This is a genomic window from Pseudomonas sp. MWU16-30317, from assembly GCF_020515695.1.
In the GTDB taxonomy this organism is placed as follows: domain Bacteria; phylum Pseudomonadota; class Gammaproteobacteria; order Pseudomonadales; family Pseudomonadaceae; genus Aquipseudomonas.
This window is the reverse complement of the sequence record NZ_JAIWJA010000002.1, coordinates 121,136-147,471: the sequence shown is the minus strand read 5'-3', so window position 1 is coordinate 147,471 and position 26,336 is coordinate 121,136. Positions and strand designations below refer to the sequence as shown.

At 62.7% G+C, this 26,336-nt stretch carries 22 protein-coding genes and 2 pseudogenes; 14 read left to right on the top strand and 10 right to left on the bottom strand.

Going from position 1 to position 26,336, the window contains the following annotated elements; translation table 11 throughout:
• Positions 1 to 168 precede the first annotated feature (168 nt).
• A pseudogene (locus tag LIX93_RS05440) lies at positions 169 to 1,620 on the bottom strand (efflux transporter outer membrane subunit); the annotation flags it as partial.
• A 188-nt stretch (positions 1,621 to 1,808) separates the two neighbouring features.
• On the opposite strand from LIX93_RS05440, the gene LIX93_RS05435 reads away from it, so the two are divergent.
• The gene (locus tag LIX93_RS05435) at positions 1,809 to 2,756 is read left to right on the top strand and encodes a LysR family transcriptional regulator (RefSeq protein ID WP_226502994.1); all 948 of its coding nucleotides are present in this window, start codon (positions 1,809 to 1,811) and stop codon (positions 2,754 to 2,756) included.
• Between the two features lie 53 nt (positions 2,757 to 2,809).
• On the opposite strand, the gene LIX93_RS29700 is transcribed toward LIX93_RS05435, so the two are convergent.
• The gene (locus LIX93_RS29700; protein WP_346015217.1) at positions 2,810 to 3,625 is read right to left on the bottom strand and encodes an RHS repeat-associated core domain-containing protein; all 816 of its coding nucleotides are present in this window, start codon (positions 3,623 to 3,625) and stop codon (positions 2,810 to 2,812) included.
• Between the two features lie 282 nt (positions 3,626 to 3,907).
• On the opposite strand from LIX93_RS29700, the gene LIX93_RS05425 reads away from it, so the two are divergent.
• Complete coding sequence (locus tag LIX93_RS05425; RefSeq protein ID WP_226502993.1) at positions 3,908 to 4,882, top strand: D-glycerate dehydrogenase; 975 nt, start codon at positions 3,908 to 3,910, stop codon at positions 4,880 to 4,882.
• 397 nt (positions 4,883 to 5,279) lie between these two features.
• Here LIX93_RS05425 and LIX93_RS05420 read toward each other — a convergent pair.
• From LIX93_RS05420 to LIX93_RS05410, 3 genes and pseudogenes are all read right to left on the bottom strand, one after another.
• Positions 5,280 to 5,426, bottom strand: a pseudogene (locus tag LIX93_RS05420) (RHS repeat-associated core domain-containing protein); the annotation flags it as partial.
• A 198-nt stretch (positions 5,427 to 5,624) separates the two neighbouring features.
• A complete protein-coding gene (dacB, locus tag LIX93_RS05415) occupies positions 5,625 to 7,073 on the bottom strand; it encodes a D-alanyl-D-alanine carboxypeptidase/D-alanyl-D-alanine-endopeptidase (protein ID WP_226502992.1) in 1,449 nt (482 codons plus the stop codon).
• An 11-nt stretch (positions 7,074 to 7,084) separates the two neighbouring features.
• Positions 7,085 to 7,990: a DMT family transporter gene (locus tag LIX93_RS05410; protein ID WP_226502991.1), complete on the bottom strand. Its 906-nt coding sequence runs from the start codon at positions 7,988 to 7,990 to the stop codon at positions 7,085 to 7,087.
• A gap of 150 nt (positions 7,991 to 8,140) precedes the next feature.
• On the opposite strand from LIX93_RS05410, the gene LIX93_RS05405 reads away from it, so the two are divergent.
• The 5 genes from LIX93_RS05405 to LIX93_RS05385 all read left to right on the top strand — a co-directional run bounded on the left by LIX93_RS05405 (position 8,141) and on the right by LIX93_RS05385 (position 15,367).
• Positions 8,141 to 9,019 (top strand): AraC family transcriptional regulator, encoded by an 879-nt coding sequence (locus tag LIX93_RS05405; RefSeq protein WP_226502990.1) that lies wholly within the window; start codon positions 8,141 to 8,143, stop codon positions 9,017 to 9,019.
• Positions 9,020 to 9,287: 268 nt separating this feature from the next.
• The gene (locus tag LIX93_RS05400) at positions 9,288 to 11,234 is read left to right on the top strand and encodes a protease modulator HflK (RefSeq protein ID WP_226502989.1); all 1,947 of its coding nucleotides are present in this window, start codon (positions 9,288 to 9,290) and stop codon (positions 11,232 to 11,234) included.
• A 10-nt stretch (positions 11,235 to 11,244) separates the two neighbouring features.
• On the top strand, positions 11,245 to 12,312 hold the full coding sequence (locus tag LIX93_RS05395) for a protease modulator HflC (protein ID WP_226502988.1): 1,068 nt from the start codon (positions 11,245 to 11,247) through the stop codon (positions 12,310 to 12,312).
• The gene (locus LIX93_RS05390) at positions 12,309 to 13,364 is read left to right on the top strand and encodes a protease modulator HflK (RefSeq protein WP_226502987.1); all 1,056 of its coding nucleotides are present in this window, start codon (positions 12,309 to 12,311) and stop codon (positions 13,362 to 13,364) included. The genes LIX93_RS05395 and LIX93_RS05390 overlap by 4 nt, the downstream gene beginning before the upstream one ends.
• Positions 13,365 to 13,492: 128 nt before the next feature.
• The gene (locus LIX93_RS05385; protein WP_226503672.1) at positions 13,493 to 15,367 is read left to right on the top strand and encodes a cation-translocating P-type ATPase; all 1,875 of its coding nucleotides are present in this window, start codon (positions 13,493 to 13,495) and stop codon (positions 15,365 to 15,367) included.
• A 40-nt stretch (positions 15,368 to 15,407) separates the two neighbouring features.
• Here LIX93_RS05385 and LIX93_RS05380 read toward each other — a convergent pair whose 3' ends face one another.
• The 3 genes from LIX93_RS05380 to LIX93_RS05370 are packed head-to-tail and all read right to left on the bottom strand — an operon-like array spanning position 15,408 to position 17,613.
• Positions 15,408 to 15,734, bottom strand: coding sequence for a DUF3325 domain-containing protein (locus tag LIX93_RS05380; RefSeq protein ID WP_226502986.1), 327 nt, complete (start codon positions 15,732 to 15,734; stop codon positions 15,408 to 15,410).
• Positions 15,731 to 17,311 (bottom strand): PepSY-associated TM helix domain-containing protein, encoded by a 1,581-nt coding sequence (locus LIX93_RS05375; protein ID WP_226502985.1) that lies wholly within the window; start codon positions 17,309 to 17,311, stop codon positions 15,731 to 15,733. The genes LIX93_RS05380 and LIX93_RS05375 overlap by 4 nt, the downstream gene beginning before the upstream one ends.
• On the bottom strand, positions 17,308 to 17,613 hold the full coding sequence (locus LIX93_RS05370; protein ID WP_226502984.1) for a DUF3649 domain-containing protein: 306 nt from the start codon (positions 17,611 to 17,613) through the stop codon (positions 17,308 to 17,310). The genes LIX93_RS05375 and LIX93_RS05370 overlap by 4 nt, the downstream gene beginning before the upstream one ends.
• Before the next feature lie 218 nt (positions 17,614 to 17,831).
• On the opposite strand from LIX93_RS05370, the gene LIX93_RS05365 reads away from it, so the two are divergent.
• The 5 genes from LIX93_RS05365 to LIX93_RS05345 all read left to right on the top strand — a co-directional run bounded on the left by LIX93_RS05365 (position 17,832) and on the right by LIX93_RS05345 (position 22,888).
• A complete protein-coding gene (locus LIX93_RS05365) occupies positions 17,832 to 18,335 on the top strand; it encodes a sigma-70 family RNA polymerase sigma factor (RefSeq protein WP_226502983.1) in 504 nt (167 codons plus the stop codon).
• Between the two features lie 8 nt (positions 18,336 to 18,343).
• Positions 18,344 to 19,300: a FecR family protein gene (locus tag LIX93_RS05360; RefSeq protein WP_226502982.1), complete on the top strand. Its 957-nt coding sequence runs from the start codon at positions 18,344 to 18,346 to the stop codon at positions 19,298 to 19,300.
• Between the two features lie 114 nt (positions 19,301 to 19,414).
• Positions 19,415 to 21,769, top strand: a complete 2,355-nt coding sequence (gene fecA / locus LIX93_RS05355; protein ID WP_226502981.1) for a TonB-dependent Fe(3+) dicitrate receptor FecA — start codon at positions 19,415 to 19,417, stop codon at positions 21,767 to 21,769.
• A 144-nt stretch (positions 21,770 to 21,913) separates the two neighbouring features.
• Positions 21,914 to 22,321 (top strand): HPF/RaiA family ribosome-associated protein, encoded by a 408-nt coding sequence (locus tag LIX93_RS05350; protein ID WP_226502980.1) that lies wholly within the window; start codon positions 21,914 to 21,916, stop codon positions 22,319 to 22,321.
• A 243-nt stretch (positions 22,322 to 22,564) separates the two neighbouring features.
• A complete protein-coding gene (locus tag LIX93_RS05345) occupies positions 22,565 to 22,888 on the top strand; it encodes a DUF3509 domain-containing protein (RefSeq protein ID WP_226502979.1) in 324 nt (107 codons plus the stop codon).
• Positions 22,889 to 23,018: 130 nt separating this feature from the next.
• Here the strand turns inward: LIX93_RS05345 and LIX93_RS05340 are convergent, their stop codons facing one another.
• On the bottom strand, positions 23,019 to 23,465 hold the full coding sequence (locus tag LIX93_RS05340) for a phosphate-starvation-inducible PsiE family protein (protein ID WP_226502978.1): 447 nt from the start codon (positions 23,463 to 23,465) through the stop codon (positions 23,019 to 23,021).
• A gap of 273 nt (positions 23,466 to 23,738) precedes the next feature.
• Here LIX93_RS05340 and LIX93_RS05335 point away from each other — a divergent pair, with 273 nt between their 5' ends.
• Positions 23,739 to 24,005 carry a YebG family protein gene (locus LIX93_RS05335; RefSeq protein ID WP_226502977.1) on the top strand — a complete coding sequence of 89 codons (267 nt, stop codon included), beginning with the start codon at positions 23,739 to 23,741 and terminating at the stop codon, positions 24,003 to 24,005.
• A gap of 92 nt (positions 24,006 to 24,097) precedes the next feature.
• On the opposite strand, the gene LIX93_RS05330 is transcribed toward LIX93_RS05335, so the two are convergent.
• Entirely contained in the window at positions 24,098 to 25,120 is a 1,023-nt protein-coding gene (locus LIX93_RS05330) for a Glu/Leu/Phe/Val dehydrogenase dimerization domain-containing protein (RefSeq protein WP_226502976.1), read from the bottom strand.
• A 155-nt stretch (positions 25,121 to 25,275) separates the two neighbouring features.
• On the opposite strand from LIX93_RS05330, the gene LIX93_RS05325 reads away from it, so the two are divergent.
• On the top strand, positions 25,276 to 26,082 hold the full coding sequence (locus LIX93_RS05325; protein ID WP_226502975.1) for a transglutaminase family protein: 807 nt from the start codon (positions 25,276 to 25,278) through the stop codon (positions 26,080 to 26,082).
• The last annotated feature ends 254 nt before the right edge of the window (positions 26,083 to 26,336 follow it).

Genomic DNA, 26,336 nt, shown 5'->3' with positions numbered 1-26,336 from the left:
CTGCGCCCCGGCCGCAGCCGGCAAGGCCGAGGCCGATGTGGCAGCGGGCGCTGCCCGCGACGGGTTCGACTCGGCGTCTGATCTGACGCCTTCGCGGGTAGAGCCCGCGCCCACAAGGGCAGCCACCAGGCCGGCCTTGACGCCACCCGGTGCAGCCTGCGCAGCTGAGGGCACATCGCCCCCCGCCTGCAAACCGCCGCCCAGCGCCGTGACCAGCTCGGCATGGGCAGTCAGGCGTGCGGCCTGCACCTGCTGCTCGACCTGGCGCTCGTGGAAGAGCAAGGTCTGCGCGTTGAGTACATTGAGATAATCGGTGAGGCCGCGTCGATAGGCGATCATCGCAATGTCATAAGTCTTCTGCGCCGAGGCCACCGACTCGGCGGCGAAACCCTGCTGCTTGGCCATCGATTCGCGGCGGATCAACTGATCGGAAATATCCTTGAGGGCGTTGACCAGCGTCTGGTTGTAGTGCGCCACCGCCAGGTCATAACCGGCGCTCGCCTCACCCAGTTGGCCGCGCAGGCGACCACCGTCGAAGATCGGCAGGCTGATGGCCGGGCCGACGTTGTAGCTGGATTTGCTGCCGGTCAAAAAGCCCAGCATGCTGCCGCCAGTCGCCATGTAGCTGAAGCTCGCCGTCAGGTCGACGTTGGGATAGAAATTGGCGTGGGCGACATCGATGCCCCTCGCCTGCGCCGCCACCTGCCAACGGGCCGCCACCACGTCGGGGCGCTGACCGAGCAATTGCGCTGGCAAGGCCGAAGGCAACTTCAGCTCGGCGCCCAGCACCAGCGTCGGACGCTGCAACTGCGCGCCCTCACCCGGCCCCTTGCCGGCCAAGGCGGCCAATTGATTGCGATTGAGCGCGATGGCCTCATCGAAGGCATCGATCTGGCGATGGGTTTCGGGCAACGGCGTCTGGGCCTGACTGACCTCGAAATGCGTCCCGATACCGCCCTCCAGGCGTTTTTGCGCCAGGTCGAGAATCTGCTGCTGCTGAGCGAGGGTGGCCAGGACGATGTCCCGTTGCGCGTAGTTGAGCGACAACTGGATATACACCCGCACGATATTGCTCTCCAGCTCCAGCTGCGCCTGACGAGCCTCGGCCACACTCATGTGGGCCATATCGACCGCCTGCTCGCTGGCGTTGCTTTCGCGGCCCCACAGATCGAGCGAGTAGCTCAGGCCGACGCCGGCGGTGTTGTCCCAGGTGGTGGCCCCGGACAACTCCCCCGGCCCATAGAACTGATCCGCCGGCCAATTATGCCGATCCAGCGCCGCCTTGCCATTGATCTGCAACGACTCGGCCGCCTCGGCCACTCCGGCCATGGCCTTGGCCTGACGCACCCGCGCCAGGGCCGCGGCCAGGTTCGGGCTGCCCTGCACGGCCAAGTCGATCCAACGGTCGAGCTGCGGATCGGCATAGCCCTGCCACCACTGCGCGGCAGGCCAGTGGGCATCCCGGGCGGCAGCCTGGATGGCCGCGTCGGTGGCCAGAGTATCGGCAGCCATGGGTCGGCTTTGTGGTGCAATGCCCCCCGTACCGACGCAGCCGCTGATGATCAAGGTAAAGGCCAAAACACTGAGAGCATTCAGCTGACGGATGGTGCGAGGCGGCACAGCGGCGAGTTCCCGGGGAGAATAGAGAAGAAAGACCTTTGGAGCGGCAATTCTAGGGCTCGCCAAGGGTGCCGATAAGCAGCGCTTCGTGCGATTCTTTGTTACCGATAACGCGATAATACGGCGTTATTCACAAGACTGAATTGTAACTTCATGCGACAATTTGCCGTCGATCTTGAGAGTGACACATGGATACCCTGCAAAACATGCGCGCTTTCAGTTGCGTCGCCGAGGCGGGCAGCTTTACCGCCGCCGCCGTGCAACTGGATACCACCACTGCCAACGTCTCCCGCGCCGTCTCCAATCTGGAAGCCCATCTGCAGACCCGCTTGCTCAACCGCACCACGCGGCGCATCGCGCTGACCGAGGCCGGCAAGCGCTATCTATTGCGTTGCGAGCAGATCCTCGCCTATGTCGAGGAGGCCGAAGCCGAAGCCAGTGATGCTCATGCGCGCCCCGCCGGGCAGCTCAAGGTGCACACCATGACTGGTATCGGCCAGCACTTCGTCATCGACGCCATCGCCGGTTACCGCAAGACCCACCCGGATGTCACCTTCGATCTGACTCTGGCCAACCGCGTGCCGGACCTGCTCGACGAGGGCTACGACGTGTCTATCGTGCTGGCCAGCGAGCTGCCGGATTCGGGCTTCGTCTCGCAACGCCTGGGCATTACCTACAGCATCGCCTGTGCCTCGCCCGAATACGTGCAGACCTACGGCATGGCCTACAAGCCCAGCGATCTGCCCGCACATTCCTGCCTGCGCTTGATCAGCCCCGTGCTGCAACTGGAGAAATGGCTGTTCGACGGCCCCGATGGCCAGGAAATGGTCAACATCACCAACGCGCCGTTCCAGGTCAACTCCGCTGACGCCATGACCACCGCCATCACCAGCGGCATGGGCATCGGCGTGCTGCCGATCTACGCTGCCATCGACGGCCTGCGCAACGGCAGCCTGGTGCGGATGATGCCCAAGTACCGCTCCGGCGAGCTCAATCTCTACGCCATCTACCCCTCGCGCCAGTACCTGGACGCGAAGATCCGCACCTGGGTGGAATACCTGCGCGCCTCGCTGCCGGACATGCTCGCCGCCCATGAAGCGGACCTGAAGATCCACGAACTGCACATGGCGATCTGAGCCGCGTTTGCGGCGCGGATCGATAGCGTCAAAAACGCGCATTCAATCGGTTACTACTGAACGTTGATTCCGTTGCGCGCTCGCATCCCTAGCCCACGAATCCTAAACTTGGCGAGCGCAATTCGATCACGAGGCATAAGATAGTGGCCCGTAAAGTTATCTACCTCAACACCTTTAATACCCATCTTCAGCCCTCCTGCGCTTACAATTTTGGCACTCGCATTTAGCTTTTCATTAGCATATTTAACAATTGCGGCATGAGAAAACTCCGCCGGACGTTTCATGCTCCCGACAACAAATGTATTATCATCAGCGATCACATATTTATGCTGAAACCCACTAGCATTCAGTCTCTTCATATCAGCAGAACTATGGACGACCGTGATATTTATAACAGATTCAGACAATCCTTTCTGAAGTGACGAATATTCGGCCGCCATTGCTCCGGACAGATGATTTCCAACTGGAGAGGCCCGCCGAATCCGAGACTTGCTCAGCTTCTTGTAAAACAAGCTTTTTACCCCTTGGAATATCGACGTCTGGCCGGAGGGATCGACGCGATTGACAGGATCGCCAAGACAGTAAGCATAACTATTTAGCCCCCCTTCGCCAAACGGACTCATTGAATCGGGAGAGGCAAACCGTATCAGCACAGGCAGGTATGACCGAACCCCATTGCCCAACGCATACCCGTCATATAAAGGCTCTCTGATTTGACCATTGAACCCGAGAAACGACCGAAAACAAGAAGATTCCAGCATATACCCATACGCAGTGCAGGCAGAATCAACAACGAGTCCGTTGGATATAGATAACATTAGGGAATCCGCTTTGTCCGTCAGAAGTAATTTTCTATCGTGAATAGCCATGACTTTCCATCCCACAAATCCTAGATAATCGTCAACATAAAGCCGTTCGAAATCCGAGCCACCTCTCAATTCTGATAGCTAGACACAATCGCAAATAGCTGATACTTACACCCAAAGACAATCTAAAAAATAAGCCATTGCTGACATCTATCTAAAAATACCAACGTACTGCCTCGAAAATTGTCTGTTGCTCGCAATCATCATCCGTTGCTGCGTTTGCGAAGCGGATCGATAGCTTGCTAACCTTGGCCTTCCCTCTAGCGTCTGCCGAGAACAAGCCCAATGAAAAAGACCGTACTTGCCTTCAGCCGCATCGCCCCAGCCCTGATCGAGCGCCTGGAACAGAACTTCACGGTCATCGTGCCGGATCCCAAAAAAGGTGATGTCGCCGCCCAGTTCGACGCCGCGCTGCCCAAGGCCCATGGCCTGATCGGCGCCGGGCGGCCGCTGGGTCGCAAGCAACTGGCGGTGGCGACGAACCTGGAGGTGGTCTCCAGCGTGTCGGTGGGCTACGACAACTACGAGGTCGACTACTTCAACGAGCGCGGCATCATGCTCACCAACACCCCTGACGTGTTGACCGAGAGCACCGCCGACCTGGGCTTCTCGCTAATCATGAGCAGTGCACGGCGCGTCGCTGAACTGGACGCCTGGACCAAGGCCGGCCACTGGAAAGCCTCGGTCCCGGCCGCGCAATTCGGTACCGACGTGCACGGCAAGACGCTGGGCATCATCGGCATGGGCAATATCGGCGCTGCCATCGCCCGCCGTGGCCGCCTGGGCTTCAACATGCCGATCCTGTACAGCGGCAACAGTCGCAAGACCGCCCTTGAGCAAGAGCTGGGCGCACAGTTTCGCAGCCTTGACGAATTGCTGGCCGAAGCCGATTTCGTCTGTCTGGTGGTGCCGCTGAGCGAAAAGACCAAGCACCTGATCGGCAAGCGCGAGCTGGAGCTGATGAAGCCAAACGCGATCCTGGTCAACATCGCCCGTGGGCCGATCGTCGACGAAGCGGCGCTGATCACGGCGTTGCAGGACGGCACCATTCGCGGTGCCGGGCTGGATGTTTACGAGAAAGAGCCGTTGGCGGAGTCGCCGTTGTTCAAGCTGAACAACGCGGTGACCTTGCCGCATATCGGCTCGGCGACCACCGAGACCCGCGAGGCCATGGCTGAGCGGGCGCTGGAGAATTTGACGGCGGCGCTGCTGGGCAAGCGGCCGCAGGATCTGGTGAACCCGCAGGTGTTCAAGGATTGAGCTTCAGCGTCAAGAGCGATGTAGTTAGCAAACAGGCCTCCTGAAACAGATTGTTATCGGAGGCTGAATTATTAACATATTGCGCAAATGCAGCATGGGAAATCTCATGGTACGGATGCGTACTCCCTATGATGAATTCACCCCGCTCAGTGATTACATATTTATGCATAAGACCATCTCCAAAACTCATGACATCAATGTCCTTCCGGGCACGAACCACGGTTACTTCGAGGGTTAAACGTGCTTTGACAAACCCAGCAATATCGCCAAACTCCCTTGCTAACCTCCCTCCCCCTCGATACTTATTAACCAATACGAGTTCATTTGAAGCTTTGAAAGCGCCAAGCTTCGAAAAATATTTTTGGACGCGCGTTGCAGTAGTAAAAGCAGAGATCGAAACCTTCCCAGAAGGATCGGAGTTATTCACTGGATCAGCATTGCAAAATGCATAAGCATTCAATCCTCCCCTACCAAACGAACTCAATCTATCCGGTGAGTGAAATCGCATAACAACGGGATCGCAAGTTCGATAGCCGTTGCCCAGCCAACAATATCGCAATAGGGGCGCCGAACATATCAACCTCTACTTAACTCACCCCAAACTAACATAAGAAATTCTTGAGGCGATGTACACTTAGTAGATTTGATAGATTCTGATTTCCTAGAAAGCAGATATCGCCAACGGCCTATCTTCCAGCGGATACTGTTCGCGAGAGCAGATATAAAATCACTCGAGACAACTTCAATCCCCACTGACCAGCAACGCGCGCACCACCTGATCCTCAAGCCGCTTCACACGCCCCTCTGAACTCAGGAAGTTGTTGCTGACCATCGACACCACCAGCAACCGACCCTCCCCCGTCGTCACATACCCCGTCAACGATGACACCGAACCCATCGAGCCCGTCTTGGCATGCAGATTGTTCTGCGCCGCTGTGCCTTTCAACCGATTGCGCAGGGTACCGCCGGTCTGCCGATCACCGGTGCCAGCAATCGGCAGGGCGTCATACCAGGCGGGGAACCACGGCTGACGGCGAGCCGCGATCAGCACGTCGGTGAAGGTCTGCGACGAGATCAGGTTGCGCCGCGACAGGCCGGAGCCGTCGAACTGGCGCAGTTGCTCGGCGTCGATGCCCTGGCTCGAGAGAAACCCTGAGGCCGCCACGATCCCGGCTTCGGCCGTGCCTGCATGGGCGGTCTGCTGACCCATGCTCTTGAGCAGCACCTCGGCGATGCCGTTGTTGGACTGCTTGAGCAACGGCTTGATCAGCTCGGCCAGCGGCATCGAGCGATGCTGCGCCAGCAACGACGCGCTCGGCGGGGTCACGACACCCAGGCGCGTCTGGCCTTGCACGACGATGCCCTGCTCGGCCAGCGCCTGGCGGAACACGTCGGCCACCAGCGCGGTGGGTTCCCAGACACTCAGCCAGCGACTGTCCACCGCCCCCGGCGCCAGGCTGCCGCTGACGTCAATACGATTGCTGCCGTGCTCGCGCTCGACCGTGAAGGCGCCAGTGCCGCCATGGTCGATCACTTGCACCAGCGCATTGGCGGGTTCGACCAACAGACCAGGGCGAGCCGCGCCTCTAGCCGTGGCGGTCAAGCGCACCGAACCAACGTTGTAGTGATCATCCAGCGCGATGTTCAACGCCGAAATCTGCGCGGCATAGGGCTCGCTTTCGTCATCGTTGGCCCATTCGGTGCCCAGGCGGCGAGCGTCGAACCAGGTGTCGTCCAGCAGCAGATCGCCACGCACCGTGCGTACGCCGCTGCGGGCCAGCGCGGCCGCCAGCTCGCGGTAGTCGGCGGGGGTCATGGTCGGGTCGCCGGTACCGCGCAGGTACAGATTGCCGTTCAACACGCCGGCACTCGGCAGCGCATTGCTGCGCAGCTCGGTGGCGAAGCGATAATCGGCACCCAGCACGCTCATGGCCGCAGCCGAGGTCAGCAGTTTCAGGCTCGAAGCCGGTACCCCTCGGCGCCGAGGCTCATGCTGGTAAAGCATCTTGCCGTTGCTGGCATCGCGCACCGTCAACGACACCTGCGCGCCGTCCAGCGCGGGGTCTGCCAGCACGCTGTCGATCTGTTCTCGCCAGGGCTTGCCGGCCTGATCGGTCGTGTTCGGAGTATTGCTACAGGCGCTCAGCAACAGCACTAAAGCCATTGCACACGCGCGGTTGATCCAGTTCATCGGTGCCTGCGTCAGCCATTCATGTGCGCCGACTTTAACAGCACTGGCGGGCGCGGCTTGCGGAAAACCATGACATTTCCTGACATCACCAGCACCAGCCCAAGCAACGCCGGGGACGTCCACACATAGCCCTCCATAACCGCCGAAATGTTCAACGCCACCAGCGGGAACAGTACCGTGCAATAGGCCGCACGCTCAGGGCCCATGCGCCCGACAAGGGTGAGATAGGCGGTAAAACCGATGACCGAGCCGGGGATGACCAGATACATCAGCGCGCCGACATAGCGCGTGCTCCAGTCCATGGCGAAGGGAATATCGCGCAGCAGGCAGTACAGTCCCAGCATCGTTGCGCCATAGAGCATGCCCCACGCGTTGGTGGTCAGTGGCCGCAAGCCCGCCTTTTGTTGCAGGCTGGAGAGCAGGTTGCCGGCCGAGAAACACAGCGTGCCGAACAGGGCCAGGCCCAGGCCAAGCAGGGTCTGTGCGCTGGCCGGATGACTTTTCAGCTCGGGCCAGAACAACAGCCCCAGCCCCGCCAGCCCCAGCAGACCACCGCCCAGCACGTTGCGGGCGATTGGCTGACCAAAGAACAACCGCGCATTGAGCGCATTCCACAGGCTGGCGGTGGAAAACACCACGGCGATCAGGCCCGTCGGCACCCACTGGCTGGCCGTCAGAAAACACATGAAGTTGACGCAGAACAAGCACAGCCCCTGGGCCAGGCAGATCAGATGCCCGCGGCGGTTCATCGGCTGCAGTCGGCGGCTGACCAGCAAAATGGCGAACAGGATCAGTGCCGCGAGGGCAAAGCGGTAGACGATCGAGACCGGGATGGCGACTACGCCCAGTTGCAACTTGAGGGCGATCCAGGTGGTACCCCAGATGACCACGGTGAGCAGGTACAAGGCGAGATTCATGGCGGCAGGGCTCCTTTGTCAGGTCGCCAGTGTCGGGCTCGCACCTGGGTTGGTGCTTTCACAATCTTGCGCATTTGTTCCCCAGGAGGATGGCAACGGGGCTCGCTGGCAGTAGGATGGGCACTCGACCCCTCAGCCGCGCCGAACACCATGCTCCCACTCGCCCACCTTCAGGTTTTCCAAGCTCTGCATGGCTCCAGCAGCGCGCGGCTGGAGCACTGTGCCGAGCTCGGCGACGGCATGGTCGCAGCGCTGTGGAACAACCGCCACGACGCCCAGCGCTACGAGGGCCCCAGCCACCACACGCTGTCGTGCTACATGGCCGGCGGCACCGGCACCTTCCGCCGCGATCGCCCGGATCGCAAAGGCAGCCCCGACAAACTCTGTGTGCTGCCGGCCGGGCACGACTCGCAGTGGGTCATCAACGGTGAGCTGCGCCTGGCGCACCTGTATTTCGGCGAGGCGCAGTTCGCCCACGGCTGCGTCACCCTGCTGGACTGTGAACCGCGCGAGCTGCAACTGCGCGAGAGCACCTTCCTCGACGATCCACTGCAGGCGGCACGTTTCCATCACCTGACCCGCCTGAATTGGCAAGAACCCGGCGAGCGGATACTGACCAGCAGCCTGGCCCACGAAATGCTCGGGCACATGCTGCTGACCCAGGTGGGCATTCGAGATGGCCTGCGCCTCAAGGGTGGCCTGGCGGCGCATCAGCGTCGGCGCCTGGTGGAGTTCATCGATGCGCACCTGGCCGAGCCGTTGAGCCTGGGTACGCTGGCACAGCTGTGCAACCTGTCCGAATACCACTTCGCGCGGATGTTCCGCAGCAGCTTCGGTATGCCGCCCCATCAATACGTGCTGGCGCGACGACTGCACCGGGCAAGGCAGTTGCTGCAGGGCACGGCCCTGCCGCTGAGCGAGGTCGGCCTGGCCTGTGGCTTTGCCAGTGCTAGCCACTTTGCCCATCGGTTCGGGCAGACGCTGAAGGTCACGCCGGGGCAGTATCGCCTGGCCATGGCAGACAGATAGGGCACATTCGCGGGCAAGCCTTGCTCCCACAAGTGGACGCCGCTGGGTCTGCCAAGGCTGTGGGAGCAAGGCTTGCCCGCGAAGACGCCAGTAGCCTCCATACAGCCTCGACTGACCGGCTCGATAAATGAAATTTTGATGTAATACTCAGTAACCTAATCGATCTCTTCAAGAGCATCGTTATACTGTTACACCCCTGACTCAACGTCTCCTTGGCCGACAAGGCCTCGCTCGGCAGGCATTTGCGCTAATAAGGCCCTTTTATTCAATGCGTATCGATCTAGACGCCGACGACATTCACCCTCACAGCTTGCCGCGATTTCAGAGTGCTACGGCGCAGAGCAGCCGCTTGCTGCGCCTGAGCCAGGTGCTGATCGGCCTGGCAGGCCTGGCGCTGGTGCTGGCCTTTTTGATCGACCTGTTCTCGCCGACCTCGATCTGGCCGGCGGTACTCACCAACAACGCCGCTACCGCATTCATCGTGCTGGCCGGGCTGCAGAGCGCGCGACAGGTCGCCCTGTGGCGCGCTGACGCTATCGGCGCCGATCCCGAATTGCCGGTGGCCGACCTCCCCGACGAGGTGCCCGAAGGCGGCTGGTACGAGCGCCTGCTGGAACGCTTTGGCGACGTTGGCAAGCGCACCTTCGCGCAGATCGGGGCACCCACGCTATGGCTCGCGGGCTGGGGCCTGCTGGCATTGGCAAGCCTCTATCAAGTATGGGAACTGACCTTGCCAGCGGCCGCAGCGACCGCAGCCAGCAACCTCGGTGCCGGGCTGTTGCTGCTGCTGGCGTTCGGGCTGTTGGTGTTCGAGCGCCAATTGACCCAGCAGGCCAGCGAGCAATGGCCCGAAGCTCGCGCCCTGGCGCAGCTGCTGCGAGCCTTGCTGGCCACGCTGCTGCTCAGCGCCCTGGCGGTATTTTTGCGCAACGCCGAGGCCGTCTGGCCGGTGCGCCTGGCGGTGCTGATCGGCCTGTTGCCCGGGCTGATGGCCGTCGAGCTGCTGATTCGCGCCATTGCCTCACTGTTCAGCCCGCGTCAGCCTCGCCTGGAACCGCGCCTGCTGGGCGAAAGCCTGACCGCCAACCTGCTGCGCTGGCCGCCGCAGCCGCTGCAAGCCTTGCAGGATGAACTGCGCAACCGCTTCGGTATCGACCTGCGGCAAGTCTGGGCCTTCACCTACATGCGCCGCGCCTTCTGGCCGGTGCTGATGGTGATCGCAGTGATTGGCTGGGCCCTGACCGGTGTGCGCGAAGTACCGGTCGATGGCCGCGGCATCTACGAGCGTTTCGGCGAGCCGGTCATGGTGTTCAGCCCTGGCCTGCATCTGGGCCTGCCGTGGCCGTTCGGGCAAGTGATCGCGGCCGAAAACGGCCAGGTGCATGAGCTTGCCACCAGCGTCGAGGCCGGAGCCAGCGCCCCGGTGACAGTCGCCGCCGAGGGCCCGGCCCCAGAGAGCGCCGACCGCCTGTGGGACGGCACCCATTTCAATGATAAATCCCAGGTGATCGCCAGCAGTCAGGGCGGTCAGCAGGGCTTTCAGATCGTCAATCTGGATGTGCGTTTCGTCTACCGTATCGGCCTGGACGACCACCAGGTGCTGGCCGCTACCTACCACAACGCCGATATCCCCGGGCTGATCAGCAGCACCGCCAACCGCGTATTGGTGCATGCCTTCGCCAGCCGCACGCTGGACGAACTGCTCGGCGAACAGCGCAACGACCTGGGCGCGCAAATTGGCGCGGCGGTCCAGCACGACCTGCAGCAACTGGACAGCGGCGTCGAGATCCTCGCCACCGTGGTCGAGGCCATTCACCCGCCCGCCGGCGCAGCCAATGCCTACCACGGCGTGCAGGCCGCGCAGATCGCCGCGCAGGCGCTGATCTCCCGCGAGCGCGGCGCCGCCAGCCAGCAGCGCAACGAAGCGCAGTTGCAAGCCAGCACCCTGCAAGACAACGCCAATGCCGGCGCCCGCGAAGTCAACGCCCAGGCGCTGGCCGCCGACCGGCGCTTCAGTGCCGAGCAGCAGGCCTTCGCCAGTGCCGGCCAGGCCTTTTTGCTGGAGCAGTACCTGAGCCAGCTGAGCCTGGGCCTGGTCAACGCCAAGCTGCTGGTGGTCGACCACCGCCTGGGTGCCGGCCAGGCGCCTACCCTTGATCTGCGCACATTCGCCTTGCCGGTCGACCCCGTGTCGCCACCCAAGACCGCCCCTTAGGAGTCATCCCTTGAGCTCGCTGCATTCTCACGATCACCATGACCACGGCGGCCACGACCACAGCGGCCACGCCGGCCATGGGCACGGCCACGGTCATCACCACCATCATCACGGCGGCGATCCGGTGTCCGGTGCCGCGCTGTGGCGCCGCATGATTCTGGCTCTGGTACTGGTGCTGTTCGCTATTGCGGCCGCCAGCCTGGTGCAGGTGCATTCCGGCGAGGCCACCGTGGTCACCCGCTTCGGCGATCCGGCGCGGGTGCTGCTCAAGCCAGGCCTGAACTGGCGCTGGCCGGCACCGTTCGAGGCCAGCATTCCGGTGGATCTGCGCCTGCGTACCACCTCCAGCGGCCTGCAGGATGTCGGTACCCGCGACGGCCTGCGGATCATCGTGCAGGCCTATGTGGCCTGGCAGGTGCAGGGCGACGACGACAACGTCAAGCGCTTCATGCGTGCTGTGCAGAACCAGCCGGACGAAGCCGCGCGGCAGATCCGCACCTTCATCGGCTCGGCGCTGGAAACCACTGCCAGCAGTTTCGATCTGTCGAGCCTGATCAATACCGATGCCAGCCAAGTGCGCATCGCCGAGTTCGAAACCCAACTGCGCCAGCAGATCAGCCAGCAATTGCTCGCCACCTATGGCGTGCGCGTGGCCCAGGTCGGCATCGAGCGCCTGACCCTGCCCTCGGTGACCCTCAACGCCACCGTCGACCGCATGCGTGCCGAGCGCGAGACCATCGCCACCGAGCGCACCGCGATCGGCAAGCGCGAGGCGGCGCAGATTCGCTCCGGCGCCGAACGCGATGCGCGCATGCTGCAAGCCGACGCCAGCGTCAAAGCCGCAGATATCGAAGCGCAGTCGCGGGTCGACGCCGCCAAGATCTACGGCCAGGCCTATGCCCGCGCGCCGCAGCTCTACAGCTTGCTGCGCTCGCTCGACACCCTCGGCACCGTGGTGACGCCGGGCACGCGCCTGGTGCTGCGTACCGATGCGGCGCCGTTCCGGGTGCTGGTCGACGGGCCGCCAACGCTCGACAAGCCAACGCAGGATAAAAAGCCTTCCGGTACACAGCCATGAACGATGACGCCCTCGCCCCTCGCGACGCCAGCCCGTGGCAACAGGCCGGGCGCCTGACGTTCCTGGCGCTGTATGGCGTCACCCTCGTGGCCGCGCTGGCCTGGGCCACCTCGAACATCCGCGAAATCGCCCCGCAGAACCGCGCGGTGGTACTGCGCATGGGCGCCCTCGATCGCGTGCAGAACGCCGGCCTGCTGCTGGCCTGGCCCCAGCCGTTCGAACAAGTGGTGCTGCTGCCTGCCGCCGACCGCGTGATCGAACGCCGTATCGAGCCCTTGCTGCGCTCCGCCGAGGCGCTCAAGGCTGAACGCATGGCCACTTTTGGCGACCCGCTGAGCGACGCACTGGCCGGTTCGGGCTATCTGCTGACCGGTGATGCCGGCGTGGTGCAACTGGACGTGCGCGCCTATTTCAAGGTCAACGATGCTTACGCCTACGTGCTGCAAGGCGAACACGTGCTGCCCGCCCTGGACCGCGTGGTGACTCGCAGCGCCGTGGCCCTCAGCGCCGCCCGCGACCTGGACACCATCCTCGTCGCCCGCCCGGAACTGATCGGCAGCGACAGCCAGGCCGCCGAGCGCCGCGAACGTTTGCGCGGCGACCTGGTGCAAGGCATCAACGCGCAACTCGACAAGCTCAAGGATGAAGGCCTGAGCCTGGGCATCCGCGTCGACCGGGTGGATGTGCAATCGAGCCTGCCGACCCCGGCCGTCGCCGCCTTCAACGCCGTGCTGACCGCCAGCCAGCAGGCCGATCAGGCCGTGGCCAACGCCCGCACCGATGCCGCCAAGACCACCCAGGCTGCCACCCAGCAAGCCGACCGCACCCTGCAAGTGGCCCACGCTCAGGCCAGTGAACGGCTGGCCACGGCCCAGGCGCAGACCGCGACCATCGACAGCCTGGCGCAAGCCAACCCCGCCGCCACCGACCCGGACCTACTGCTGCGCCTGTACCGCGAACGCATCCCGGCCATCCTCCATCAAGCCGGCTCGGTGACCACGGTCGACCCGGCCGACAGCGACCACCTGATCCTCCAGGGAGCCGATCGATGACAGCTCACTCTCACGACCCTGCAGCAGCCGAGAGCCACGCTCATGATCACGCGCCTGCAGAGGCACTCGACCCCAGCCTGCTGACGCGCGCCGAACAGCGCAGCGCCGCACGCCAGTTGACCTTGGCCATGCTTGCCCTCGGTCTGCTGGCGCTGGGTCTGCTGTGGCGCTGGTACGACCCGCTGCAAAGTGGCGTCAGCCAGATTCTGCTCGGCGTCGCCTCGCTGCTGGTGGCCGTGCCGGTGCTGCGGTCGGCCTGGTACAGCCTGCGCTACCCCAGCCTGCATGGCATCACCGATCAGCTGATCGCCCTGGCGCTGATCGCCGCCTGGACCACCGGCGACCTGATGACCGCCGCCCTGCTACCGATCATCATGATCTTCGGCCACGTGCTCGAAGAACGCAGCGTGATCGGCTCCCAGGAAGCCATCCACGCCCTCGGCAAACTGACCCACAGCAACGCCCGCCAATTGCTGCCCGACGGCTCGGTGCGCGAGATCGACAACAGCCAGCTGCAGCCCGGCGACATCGTTGAAGTCCGCGCTGGCGATCGCCTGCCCGCTGACGGTGTGGTGCTGTCCGGCCAGGCCAGCCTCGATACCGCGCCGATCACCGGTGAGTCGGTGCCGGTCGAAGCCAGCGTCGGCGTGCAGGTCTTCGGCGGCGCAATCAACCTCGACGGGCTGCTGCGCGTCGAAGTGACCCGCACCGGCAGCGACTCGACGCTGGGCAAAGTCATCGCCCTGATGCAGAACGCCGAGCGATCAAAGCCGCCGATCACCCGCGTGCTGGAGCGCTATGCAGGGAGTTATCTGATTCTGGTGTTGATGATCGCCGCCGTGACCTGGTTCGTCACCCACGATGCCCAGGCGATGCTGGCGGTGCTGGTGGCAGCGTGCCCCTGCGCGCTGGTGCTGTCGGCGCCGGCCACCGCCATCGCCGGCATCGCCGTGGCGGCGCGCCATGGCATTTTGATCCGCAGTTCGGCGTTCCTCGAAGAGCTGGCCGACCTGACCTCGCTGGTGGTGGACAAGACCGGCACGCTGACCTACGGCTCGCTGCGCCTGCAAGACCTTGAGCTCACCGAGGCGGCACAGGAGATAGTCGGCCCCGACGCCGACGCTATACCGCCCGGCATCGCTGCTGGCCAGTTTCAGGTCATGCGCCTGGCAGCCAGCCTTGGTGCGGCCAGCAGCCATCCGGTCAGCCGTGCCTTGGCCACTCTGGTGCCCAAGGCGCACTGGCTGGCGCTCGAAGACCTGCACGAGCGCCAGGGCCTGGGCGTGGTCGCGCAGACCGCGCAAGGCACGGCGGCACTGGGACGCGCCGAGTTGTTCGCGCAGTTGGGTATCGATCTGCCGCCCGTGCCGGACCATGGCGGCCCGATTGCCGGACTGGCCCTCAACGGACGGTTTCTGGGCTGGCTGAAACTGGCCGACAGCATCAAGCCGGAGGCGCGCCTGGCGCTGAGCGAATTGCGCGAACTGGGCCTGGGTCGGCAAGTGCTGCTCACTGGCGACCGCCAGCGGGTCGCCAGCGAAGTGGCGCAGGTGGTGGGCATCAGCGACGTGGTTGCCCAGGCCCTGCCCGAAGACAAGCTTGACCGTGTTACCGCCGAGATCGGCAAGGGCTTCCGGCCCATGGTGGTGGGCGACGGCATCAACGATTCGCTGGCGCTCAAGGCCGGGGTGGTCGGTGTGGCCATGGGCGCAGGCGGTGCGGATATCGCCCTGGCCTCTGCCGACATCGTGCTGATCGGCTCGGACCTGCGGCGGCTGGGCACCTGCGTGCGCCTGAGCCGTCGTTGCCGGCACACCTTGCACGTGAATGTGGTGATCGGCCTGGGCTGGACCCTGGCCATCGTCGCATTGGCGGCCTTCGGCTTGCTGGGCGCGGCGGGGGCGATGATCGCGGCAGTGCTGCACAACCTCAGCACCTTGCTGGTGCTGGGCAATGCCGGGCGGTTGCTGAGGTTTCAGGAGCCGTTGGCTAAGCTGGAGTAGTTTGCGCAAGCCTGCAAGGGGCAGTGCCAGGCTTGAGAGCCTAGGTCAGGCCGAGCGCCGCCAACGGGCTGACCAGCAGGCTGGCGGCGGCGATGCCCAGCGCCAGGCGCGGCTGATACGGTATCAACCACACCAGCAATACCGCGCTGGCCATCATCCCGGCCGTCCAGTTGACCAGGCCCATGGCCCAGCCAGCATCATTCACGGCAGCGGCCAAGGCCAGCCCCAGCAGCAGCCATCCCGCTCCCGTCAGCGCCCTGCGCTGCAGCGCATCAGGCTTGCGCCTGAGCAACTCGCCATGGTGCTTGTCCATCGCCAGGCACAGGGCGGTGAACCCCGCATACGACAACAACACTGCCGGAATCATCGACCGCCCTCGCTTTCCAGCACCGCTTCGGCTTCCCGCTGCGCCGGCTTGCGCTTGGCCACGACGGTTTTTTTCATCAACTTGCGGCCCGTCCACAGCAGGAACAGTGCGGCGGCGAAGGCGGTCAGGTCGACCCCGGCCATGGCCCAGTCGCCACTCGCTATCGAACGCAGCAGGCCGTGGTCGGTGGTCAGGGCGCTCACCAGCGGTATCGCCGCCAGCAGCGCCGCTGCCGTCATTAATTGCTCGATCCAGGCCTGACGACCGCGGCGAAACAGAGCGTGCAGCAGCGATAGCAACCAGGCCCCGAAGAACACACGTATTTCCCAGTCGCTACGGGCCTCCAGCGCCACCGGCAGCAGCCGGTTGGCCAACAGGAAACCCGGGACCGCCCACAGCAGCCCCGCCATGCTCGCCAGGTTGAGCACTTCCACCAGACGCAATTCGAAAGGCTGCACGCCGGACTTGGCATGCTTGAGCTGGCGTTTGTTGAGCCACATCACCAGGCCGGTGCCGATCAGCACGGTGCCGCCGATACCGCCGAAGAAATACAGCCAGCGCAGCAATGGGCCGGCGAAGTGGCCCATGTGCAAGCCGTAGAAGCCGCCGCCGATCAGCATCGGCACCGGGATCGCGCGCGGCGTACTCAGCACTGCGCCGGTCTGAGCGTTCAGGACCAAATTGTTGCCATAGTTGTAAGCGACGCTTTCGCTGTCGTCACGGGTGAATTCGATGGTCGGGGCGCTGTCTTTCGGGCGCTCCAGCTCGACCCGGCTGATACGGGTATCGGGCCATTGCTGGCGGGCCTTGTCGTAAAGCTCGGTGAGCGGCATCAGTGGCGTGTTTTCGCCAGTGGCCGCCGCTGGCGCGACGCTGGGGAATACATCACTGAAGAAGCCCTTGGAGTCGCCGTGATAGCTGGTCATGATGCTGGCCGGCATGATCATGCTCATGAAGATCACCAGGCTGCTATAGCTGATCATCAGATGGAACGGCAAGATCAGCACGCCGATCGCGTTATGCCCGTCGAGCCACGAACGCTGGGCCTTGCCGGGGCGGAAGGTGAAGAATTCCTTGAAGATCTTCTTGTGAGTGATGATGCCGCTCACCAGAGTGAAGAACATCACGAAGGCCGCGATGCTGGCCAGCCAGCGGCCCCACGGGTAGCCCATCTGCAATTCGAAGTGGAAGCGATAGAAAAACTCGCCGCCGCGGCTCTCGCGGGTTTCTTGCTTGAGGCCGGTCTGTGGGTCGACCATCGCCCGTGTGAAGCTGCCACGGCCGGTTTTTTGCGGATCCTTGTACATGACCCCCAGCACCGGATCGCGATGATTCGGCAGGGCGATATACACACTCGGCGAATCCGCCGCGTGGGCGTCGATGAAGGTCTGCGCGCTGGCAAGGCTCGCGCGGGTATCGAGTGCGCGCACGGGGATTTCAGGGTGTGCCCAGTGAGTGATTTCCTCCTGGAAATAGGCCAGCGTGCCGGTCAGCCAGATGGCGAACAGCAGCCAGCCGAACACCAGCCCCGCCCAGGTGTGCAGCCAGGCCATGGATTGCCGCAGTCCTTCCTTCATGGCGTGTTCATCCAGTACAGGGCGCTATCGGCGACGGCCAGTAGCAGGCCCGGCAGCGCGATGCCCGCCCAGGCCCGCCAGGCGCTGCGGCAGGCGAAGCACCAGAGCACCACGATCAGATAGACGACAAAGGCCAGCATCATACTGCTGACCACGGCTTCAGGACGCGTCAGTGGCAAGGTCCAGGCCAGGCAGATGCTCGCCAGCGCTGCGAGCGCGTAGCCGCCCAGCGCCGCTGCGACGATGCGCGAGGCCACCGCAAGGCGGTAACTGACGGGCACACCGTTAAGTTTACTGGCCATCTCGGCCCCCTTTGGGAATGGCGCGCGCATCCGTTGCACGGCAAAAAAACAGGCGCCAAGTCTAATGATAAATATTCTCATACGCAAAGGCCGTTTACGGCTTCGTCGTGCGGTACTTGCTGACCGGCTAAGACGATCGATTGCTGAATTTCCTGAACAAAGATTACAATGCGAACAATTCTTATTCTTTAACGCATGCTGCGCGTCGGAGATCCGCCTTGTCGCACCCCAGCTCAGACGCTTCTTCGACGGTCGAAGGCCTGTACGTCGCTCATCAGAGCTGGCTGACCGGCTGGCTGCGGCATCGCCTGGGCTGCCCGCACTCGGCAGCCGACCTCGCCCAGGACACCTTCGTGCGCCTGCTGACGGCGCGGGAAACCCCGCCTCTGCGCGAGCCGCGGGCGTTTCTGACGACGGTCGCCAAGCGCGTGCTGTTCAACCACTACCGTCGCCAGGATCTCGAGCGCGCCTATCATCAGGCCCTGGCGCAGCTGCCCGAAGCGTTGGTGCCGTCCGAGGAATACCGGGCGATCATTCTGCAGACCCTGACCGAACTCGACGAATTGCTCGACGACCTGCCGGTAGCGGTCAAGCGCGCGTTTTTGCTGGCGCAGGTCGACGGCTTGAGCTACGGCGAAATCGCCGGCGAGCTGAACATCAGTATTGCTACGGTCAAGCGGCACCTCGGCAAAGCCGCCCTGCGCTGCTATTTCGCCCTGTGAGAGCGCCAATGAACGCAGCGTCTCGCGGCTTTTCCAGCCATGTCGCCGAGCAGGCCGTGTACTGGTTGGTGGAATTGCAGGAAGGCGCCACCGACAGCCAGCGCCAGCAGGCCTGGCAGCGCTGGCTGGAGGCCGACGCCGAGCACCGCCGCGCGTGGGAGCATATTCAGCAGATCAATCTGCGTTTGCGCGGGGTGCCTGGACCATTGGCCCATGCCACCCTCAAGGCACCGCCTTCGGCAGCCCGGCGCCGCGCACTCAAGGCCCTGCTGGTGCTGGGCGTGGCCAGCGCAACCGGGTTGGGCTTGCGCCAGCAGCAAGTGTTGCCGCCCTTGCTGGCCGATTACCGCAGCCCCTTCGGCGAGCGCCGGCAGATGCCGCTGGATGACGGTTCGCAGTTGCACTTGAACACCGCCAGCGCGGTGGACGTGCACTTCGATGGCCAGCGCCGGCTGATCCACTTGCTCGAAGGCCAGCTTCTGTTGAGTGTCGCGCCCGATCCGCGGCCGTTGTACATCACCACGGCGCAGGGTGTGATCCGTCCACAGCAGGGCCGCATCGACGTCCGCCAACTGGCCGGGCAAACCCAGGTCGCGGTTTTCGAGGGTGTGGCCAATGTCAGCCCGCAAGCTCTGCGCGGTTATCCATTGGTGCTGCAGCGCGGCCGTCAAACGCGGTTCAGCCACCAGCAGTGGTCGCCGCCAGTTGTGACCGATGCCAACGGCGGCGCCTGGATCGACGGCATGCTGGTCGCCGCCGGCATGCGCCTGGGCGATTTCATCGAGGAAATGAGCCGTTATCGCCGCGGGCATGTGCAGTGCGATCCGCGGGTTGCCGATTTGAGGATTTCCGGCAGCTATCCGCTGGACGACACCGACCGCATTCTTGATCTGCTGACCGTTGCGCTGCCGTTGCAGATCACGCGGCGCACGCGCTACTGGGTCAGTGTCGAAGCGCGGGTTTGAGGGCGGATTCAAGGGCCTCAACGAAATTTTTTGCACCCGCATGAGCCGATTTGCCGATCTCGCGTGACAGAGAGGGTAACTCCCCTCTACACCGCCCCTCATACAGGTTCTGCGATGTCATTCACGCCCACTCCGATCGCCCGTTCACTGCGTTGCCTGTTGCTGGGCGCGAGCCTCAGTTTGAGCGGCCTGCCGCTGGCCCATGGCGCGCAAACGCCGACCCGCAGCTACCACATCGCGCCCAGTTCGCTGGAAAGCGCCCTGAATCAATTCGGCCGGGAAACCGGCGTGCTGATCTCCTTCGCGTCCGACAGCGTCGGCGGTCTGCAAAGCCCCGGCCTGGAAGGGGAATTCAGCGTCGAACAGGGGCTGCAACGGCTGCTGCAAGGCACTGGCCTGCAAGCCAAGGCGTCCGGCGCCAATGCCTACAGTCTCGAAAAAGCCCCCGGCGCGGCTGCCACGGTCAATGCCCCTATCGAGCTGGGCGCCTCCACGGTCGTCGGCGACTGGCTGGGCCAGGCCGACCAGACCAACGTCTTCGAACATCCGGGTGCACGCGACGTGGTTCGCCGTGAATCCTTCGAGCGCAGCGGTGCGACCAGCGCCCGCGAAGTCCTCAATCGCATCCCTGGGGTCAACGCGCCGCTCAACAACGGTACCGGCAGCCATGACATGGCGCTGAACTTCGGTATCCGCGGCCTCAATCCACGTCTGGCGACCCGCTCCACCGTGTTGATGGACGGCATCCCGGTGCCGTTCGCACCGTACGGCCAGCCGCAACTGTCATTCGCGCCGGTGAGCATGGGCAACATGGACGCCGTCGATGTAGTGCGCGGCGGCGGCGCGGTGCGTTACGGCCCGCAGAACGTCGGCGGCATCGTCAACTTCGTGACTCGCGCCATTCCCGACGAGCCGACCCTCAAGGGCGGCCTGCAGACCGAAACCGCGCCGTCCTCCAGCCACGACGGTTTCAAGACCACCGGCAACCTGATGGCCGGCGGCACCAACGCCAACGGCCTGGGCGGCGCGATCCTCTACTCCGGGGTGCGCGGCGGCGACTGGCGCGAACACAGCGACACGCAGATCGACGACCTGATCCTCAAGGGCAACTATCAGATCGACGAGGCCAACAGCGTGCACGCCATGGCCCAGTACTACGAGGGCGAAGCGGACATGCCCGGCGGCCTGAGCAGTGCGGCCTACAAGGACGATCCCTACCAGTCCACACGCCTGAAAGACAAGTTCTGGGGCCGTCGCACGTTGTTCAACGTCGGCTATCGCTACCAGCAGGATGCCCGCGAGTTCACCGTCAACAGCTTCTTCACCAACACCCTGCGCAGCGGCTACCTCGACCAGGGCACGTTCATGTCGCTGTCGCCACGCGAATACTGGGTGCGCGGGGTCGAGACCCACTTCTCTCAGGGTTTCGCCCTGGGTGACAGCTGGAACGAGGTAGGCATGGGCTATCGCTATATCAGCGAAGCCGGCCACGAATTACGCTATCGCGAGTCCATCGCCTCAGGCTTGATGCCCAGCACCGACAGCCGCAACGACCGAGATACCCGCGGCTCGACCGAAGCCCATGCGTTTTTCATCGATGACCGCATCGACATCGGCAAGTGGACGTTCACCCCCGGCATTCGTTACGAGATGATCGATTCGCAGCAGACCAACCTGCTCACCCGCGCCAAGTACTCCGGCAGCTACAACACGCCGCTGCCGGCACTCAACGTGATGTATCACCTGACCGACAGCTGGAATCTGTACGCCAATACCGAGGGGTCGTTCGGCAGCGTGCAGTACAGCCAGATGCCCAACCGCGTCACCAGCGGCGAAGTCAAACCCGAGAAAGCACGCACCTGGGAGCTGGGGACTCGCTATGACGACGGGCGCATCAAGGCCGAACTGGGCGCCTTCCTGATCGACTTCGACAATCAGTACGACAGCAACCAGACCAACGACACCGTCATCGCGCGCGGCAAGACCCGCCACCAAGGCATCGAGAGCAGCATCAACTACGCGCTGGATGGCTTGAGCCCGGCGCTGGCCGGTTACGAGGTGTATGCCACCTACGCCTATGTTGACGCGACTATCCGCGAAGCGGGGGTCAACCACGGCAATCGCGTGCCGTTCTCGTCAAAACACAAAGGCACCCTGGGCGTGTCTTATACCAAGGGCCAATGGAAGCTTAACGTCGATGGCGAGTACCAGAGCAGCCAGTTCGCCGACAACGAGAATACCGTGGCTGAAAGTGCCGACGGCAGCACCGGGCGAATCCCCGGATACGTGTTGTTCAATGGCCGCGCGGGCTACGATTTCGGCCCGCAGTTATCGAACCTGAACGTCGCCGTGGGGGTCAAGAATGTGTTCAACCACGAGTATTTTACGCGCTCGTACGACGACAACAACAAGGGCAAGTACGTAGGGCAGCCGCGAACCGTCTATCTCCAGACTTCTGTGGCTTTCTGAAACGTTCACTAATTATTTATTTAGTTCTGGGGGTTGAATTCCAACTCCCGGTGCCTGACCTTGTAATCAAGAGCGGATGGAAATACCCGCGTTTCGCGATGGTCCATCCGACTTCTTGCGAGCTAGCTGAATAAGGGCTGAACTATGCAAATCCAAGTCAATAGCGACAACCATATCGAAAGCAGCATCCGACTGGAGGAGTGGGTAAGAACCACAGTAGAAAGCACGCTGGAGCGCTACGAGGAAGACCTCACCCGTATTGAAGTCCATCTCAGCGACGAGAACGGCGACAAGGCCGGTCCGCAGGACAAACGCTGCCAGATGGAAGCACGGCCCAAGGGCCACCAACCGATTTCCGTGACCCACAAGGCACCCACCCTGGACCTGGCAGTGGACGGCGCGGCGGTCAAGCTCGATCACGCACTGGAGCACCTGTTTGGCAAACTTCGCCAGCGGCGCGCATCCGCTCCCGGCACCTCGACCGAGGGCAGCGAAGCCGACGCTCTGCTTGAAGAGGAATTCCTCGAGAAAGAGCAATTACGCAATAGTTGATTGATTGTCCACACAAAAAAGGTGAGCCAAGGGCTCGCCTTTTTTTATGACCGTCAATCGATTGTCTGACAAAACCGGCATGGCCCTTGCTTTATCACTACTGTTACAAACGACGCTTGACGTACATCTCGAAGTCAAATTGCCAGCAAGGAGCAGAGGACCCACCAGTGGTCTGGCGCGGCGAACTAATCGTGATCACGCCCAGTCAATAAGTGCAGTCTTGAACAGATCAGGTGAAACGCCATGGACAATCCCTTTCAAAGTATCAGTGACGCGTTTCAACCTCAGTATCGGGTCAATCTGAGCATCGAGCGCCTCGACGGCAGCATCATGTTGACGCTGTCCAACGAAACCGGGGTGGTCGCCAAGCGCATGATCAGTGCCGCCCAGCGCAACGATCCCAAGCGCCTGAAACGTCTGATCGAGAGCGTGCAATTCGGCATCGCTATCGAGCAGGGCGACAGCGCCATGGCCATCCTCGCCGCCATGACCGATCGCGACAGCCCCGCGCTGTTGCCCAAGCCCGACAAGGGCTGGAACCGATCCGCCAACCTCGCCGGGCTTTGATTCATCACCTGCCAACACCCGGTTTCCGACCGGGTTTGGGAAATCCCCTACCCTATCGACCGCACCACTTAGGCCCACGCATGGGCGCTCTGGGTGGCGATGGTGCGCAGTCTATTCGCGGACGCGCTGATCAGCCCTCTGCCTTCTCCTTGACCGATGGGTAACGCGCCGATGCGTAGCGCACCACCAGGATCGAAAACGCCAGCAACAAAATCCCGCCGCACAGATAGATGATGCCCAGATCCGGTGGATTGTGGTGCGAGACATCGCCAATCAGCAGGCGTGTCAACGCAGTGATGGCGACGTAGAGCAAAAAGCGGATGGGCATGTGGTTGGTCTTGAAATAGATCCCGGTCATCGCCCCCAGCTCCAGGTAGATGAACAGCAGCAGGATGTCGTCTACCGATACGCTGCCCTTCTCGAGCATGCCGACAAACGTCGCCACTGCTGCATAGGCGGTAATTGCGCCGATCCCGAACAAGGCCAGGTAGTGGAATGCCTCCACGCACAGATTGCCCAGGGAATCGGCCTGCGAATGCAGGGTCTTGCGCAGCCTGTCGGCCCATTTCATTTCCATCGATCACACCTCGGTAGCTGAGAAGACCCTGATACGGCGTCGCGCCGTGAGGCAGAGTACGGGACGAACATGACCCTTCCATGCAGAAAAAAGGCCATTGCGTTCAATAAGATGGTTGTCGGCGATGCTTAGGCACGTGGCGTGATGTCGCTGGGCTGCTATAAACCTCGCAGGCCAGAGGTATTGCTCTGCCTGACATTTAACTGTATAAATACACAGTACTTGACGAGGCAGCTTCGCCTCCCTCACTGCAACTGACGACGAGGCCAAACAATGGCTGTTGAAACCCTGTATCGCAGCACCCGAGACCTGGAGACGACATTCGTGGATCGTAAACTCGCCGATGCACACGACCAAATGCTCGAGCTGGCTGAATCCCTGACCGAAGTCTTGCTCAAGAATGTCCCGGGACTTTCGGAAAAAAATGCCGAAGATGCCAGTATCTACATGGCCAAGAATCGCGCGGTATTCGCCGCCGCCTTCAAGAACAACGCCAGCGCGCTGGCCGAACTGGGTGCCGAGAACGCTGCCGATGAGTAATCAGCGCCGTGTTGCGGCCGCGTGAGGGCCTTTTTGGGGGCAGCCCTTCGCTACAGGGGATTGGTGTAACGAGGAGCTTGGCCCCGACTACGTCAAGCCCCGTACACCAAGCGCTCCGCCAGCAACTCGGCGACTCGCGCCGGTGAGCGCTTCTCGGCCTGTGCATGGGCGAAGATCTCGGTCAGCCGCGTGCTGATCCCGGCCAGGCGCTGAGTAATGCTGCCAAGCGCGTCGCCTTGATGCTTGAGGGTGACGTAGATCAATCCTCCTGCGTTGATGACGTAGTCCGGAGCGTAAAGTATCCCCCGCGCTTCCAACTGATCGGCGACGTTCAAGGTGGTCAGTTGGGTGTTGGCGGCACCGGCAATGGCGGCGCAGCGCAGCTGACCAACGCTTTGCCCGGTCAGAATGCCACCCAGCCCGCAAGGCGCGAAGATATCGCAGGGGGTCGACAGCAAAGCTTCCGCCGCCACCGGGCGGGCGCCCCATTGCTCCATCGCTAACTGTACCCGGCCTTGGTCGAGATCACTGACCAGCAGCTCCACACCCGCCGCATGCAACTGCTCGCCCAAGGCATAGCCGACTTTCCCCAGCCCTTGTATCGCTACCCGCAAACCGTGCAGGTCATCAGTGCCCAAGCGCGCCATGGCCGTGCTGCGGATGCCGGCGAACACCCCCATGGCCGTATGTGGCGCGGGGTCGCCGGCAGCGGAGGTGCTGGTGACGTATTGGGTGGTCTGGGCGATGCAGTCCATATCCGCCGTTGAAGTCCCGCTGTCGATGGCGGTCACATAGCGGCCTTGCAGCCCCTCGATGAAACGCCCGAACGCCTCGAACAGCAGCGCGCGATTCTCCACATGGGGGCTGCGGATGATCACGGCCTTGCCGCCGCCCACCTGCAAGCCAGCCAGCGCCGCCTTGTAGCTCATCCCTTGGGCGAGGCGTATGGCATCGCCCATGGCGCTCTCGTCGTCGGGGTACGCCAGGTAGCGACAACCGCCAATGGCGGGGCCGGCGCTGCTGTTGTGAATAGCGATGACGGCGCGCAACCCGGTGGGCTGGTCGTAGGCCAGGTGCACGGACTCGGTACGGGTGCTTTGCATCAGCGCGAACATCGGCGAGCTCCGGTTTTTTGTTATCGGATGAGTATAGGAGCCCGCCGTTGCCATGCAGAAAGATTCATGAATGACGATCTCTTCACCACTGGCGCCCGTGACACTGGACGAAACTCGCTGGCAGGACTAAAACTGGTGCAAACGCGGAGACCGCCATGAGCCCACGCAATGCTTGCCTCGAATGCCTGACGCGCAGTCCTGTCGCGACCTTTGAGGCGGCGCTGTGGATCGCCGCCGAGCACGACCCGCAAGTGCATCCCGACAAGATCCTGCGCGGCTTTCGCGAATTACAGCTGGAAGTCAGTATCGGGCTGCCTATGCTGCCCGTCAGCGAACTTGCACAACCCTTGTTGCGCCGCCTCAACAGCCTGGGTTTTCAACAAGACGACTTCCACCCCCTGCGCCCCCAGGCCGCCTTGCTCGACAAAGTGCTGGAGCGCAAGCGCGGGCAATCCCTGCCTTTGGCGTTGATTGCTTTGGAGCTGGCGCGTCGCCTGGATATTCCACTGACAGGCGTGAATTTTCCCGGTCACTTTCTGCTCCGTGTGCCCGGTGCCGATCACCTGCTGGACCCTTGCGGTGGGCGCCGTCTCTATCCTGTGGATTGCCGCGAACTGCTCGGTCGCCAGTTCGGCCCACAGGTATCCCTGAAAGCCGATCACCTGCTGGAAGCCTCGGGACGCCAGATGCTGCAACGGCTTTCACGCAATCTGCGCCAGTTGCATGCCAGCCACGACAATCCCATCGCGGCCCTCAAGGATGCCGAACGCGTAATGGAGCTGGGATCGGCCACCGCCGCCGATTACCTGTCCAGGGCCGGACTGTACCAGCGCCTCGAGTGCCCGCAGGCCGAGCGCTACGATCTGGAGCACGCCCTGTTGCTCACAGAGGACCCGATCCAGCGCCTGCGCCTGACCGACCGTTTGCATCACCTGCCGACGGCCGTCACCGTCATGCACTGAAATGGCGCAGTCCTTACTGTTGCGGTGCAGGTAACAGTGAATGTCGCGATCAGTAGTTTTTCCCGACACCTCAAGCGCCTAAAATCAACTCACTGATCGACGATCACGGCGGTTAACGCTCTGTTAATCAAAGCGCTGCATCCTGCCCTTGTTGTCGAACTGTGTTTGTTTGCTCCTGTGTTGTTCCGTTGTTCTGACGTTTTGTTGCTCCTTCAAGTGAACGTCTTGTTTTGGCCACTGCCTATGCAGTGGCC

Coding starts and splice junctions, on each gene's coding strand:
- LIX93_RS05435 (WP_226502994.1), top strand. CDS start 1,809: ATGGATACCCTGCAAAACATGCGCGCTTTCAGTTGCGTCGCCGAGGCG.
- LIX93_RS29700 (WP_346015217.1), bottom strand. CDS start 3,625: ATGGCTATTCACGATAGAAAATTACTTCTGACGGACAAAGCGGATTCC.
- LIX93_RS05425 (WP_226502993.1), top strand. CDS start 3,908: ATGAAAAAGACCGTACTTGCCTTCAGCCGCATCGCCCCAGCCCTGATC.
- dacB (WP_226502992.1), bottom strand. CDS start 7,073: ATGAACTGGATCAACCGCGCGTGTGCAATGGCTTTAGTGCTGTTGCTG.
- LIX93_RS05410 (WP_226502991.1), bottom strand. CDS start 7,990: ATGAATCTCGCCTTGTACCTGCTCACCGTGGTCATCTGGGGTACCACC.
- LIX93_RS05405 (WP_226502990.1), top strand. CDS start 8,141: ATGCTCCCACTCGCCCACCTTCAGGTTTTCCAAGCTCTGCATGGCTCC.
- LIX93_RS05400 (WP_226502989.1), top strand. CDS start 9,288: ATGCGTATCGATCTAGACGCCGACGACATTCACCCTCACAGCTTGCCG.
- LIX93_RS05390 (WP_226502987.1), top strand. CDS start 12,309: ATGAACGATGACGCCCTCGCCCCTCGCGACGCCAGCCCGTGGCAACAG.
- LIX93_RS05385 (WP_226503672.1), top strand. CDS start 13,493: ATGCTTGCCCTCGGTCTGCTGGCGCTGGGTCTGCTGTGGCGCTGGTAC.
- LIX93_RS05380 (WP_226502986.1), bottom strand. CDS start 15,734: ATGATTCCGGCAGTGTTGTTGTCGTATGCGGGGTTCACCGCCCTGTGC.
- LIX93_RS05375 (WP_226502985.1), bottom strand. CDS start 17,311: ATGAAGGAAGGACTGCGGCAATCCATGGCCTGGCTGCACACCTGGGCG.
- LIX93_RS05370 (WP_226502984.1), bottom strand. CDS start 17,613: ATGGCCAGTAAACTTAACGGTGTGCCCGTCAGTTACCGCCTTGCGGTG.
- LIX93_RS05360 (WP_226502982.1), top strand. CDS start 18,344: ATGAACGCAGCGTCTCGCGGCTTTTCCAGCCATGTCGCCGAGCAGGCC.
- fecA (WP_226502981.1), top strand. CDS start 19,415: ATGTCATTCACGCCCACTCCGATCGCCCGTTCACTGCGTTGCCTGTTG.
- LIX93_RS05350 (WP_226502980.1), top strand. CDS start 21,914: ATGCAAATCCAAGTCAATAGCGACAACCATATCGAAAGCAGCATCCGA.
- LIX93_RS05345 (WP_226502979.1), top strand. CDS start 22,565: ATGGACAATCCCTTTCAAAGTATCAGTGACGCGTTTCAACCTCAGTAT.
- LIX93_RS05340 (WP_226502978.1), bottom strand. CDS start 23,465: ATGGAAATGAAATGGGCCGACAGGCTGCGCAAGACCCTGCATTCGCAG.
- LIX93_RS05335 (WP_226502977.1), top strand. CDS start 23,739: ATGGCTGTTGAAACCCTGTATCGCAGCACCCGAGACCTGGAGACGACA.
- LIX93_RS05330 (WP_226502976.1), bottom strand. CDS start 25,120: ATGTTCGCGCTGATGCAAAGCACCCGTACCGAGTCCGTGCACCTGGCC.
- LIX93_RS05325 (WP_226502975.1), top strand. CDS start 25,276: ATGAGCCCACGCAATGCTTGCCTCGAATGCCTGACGCGCAGTCCTGTC.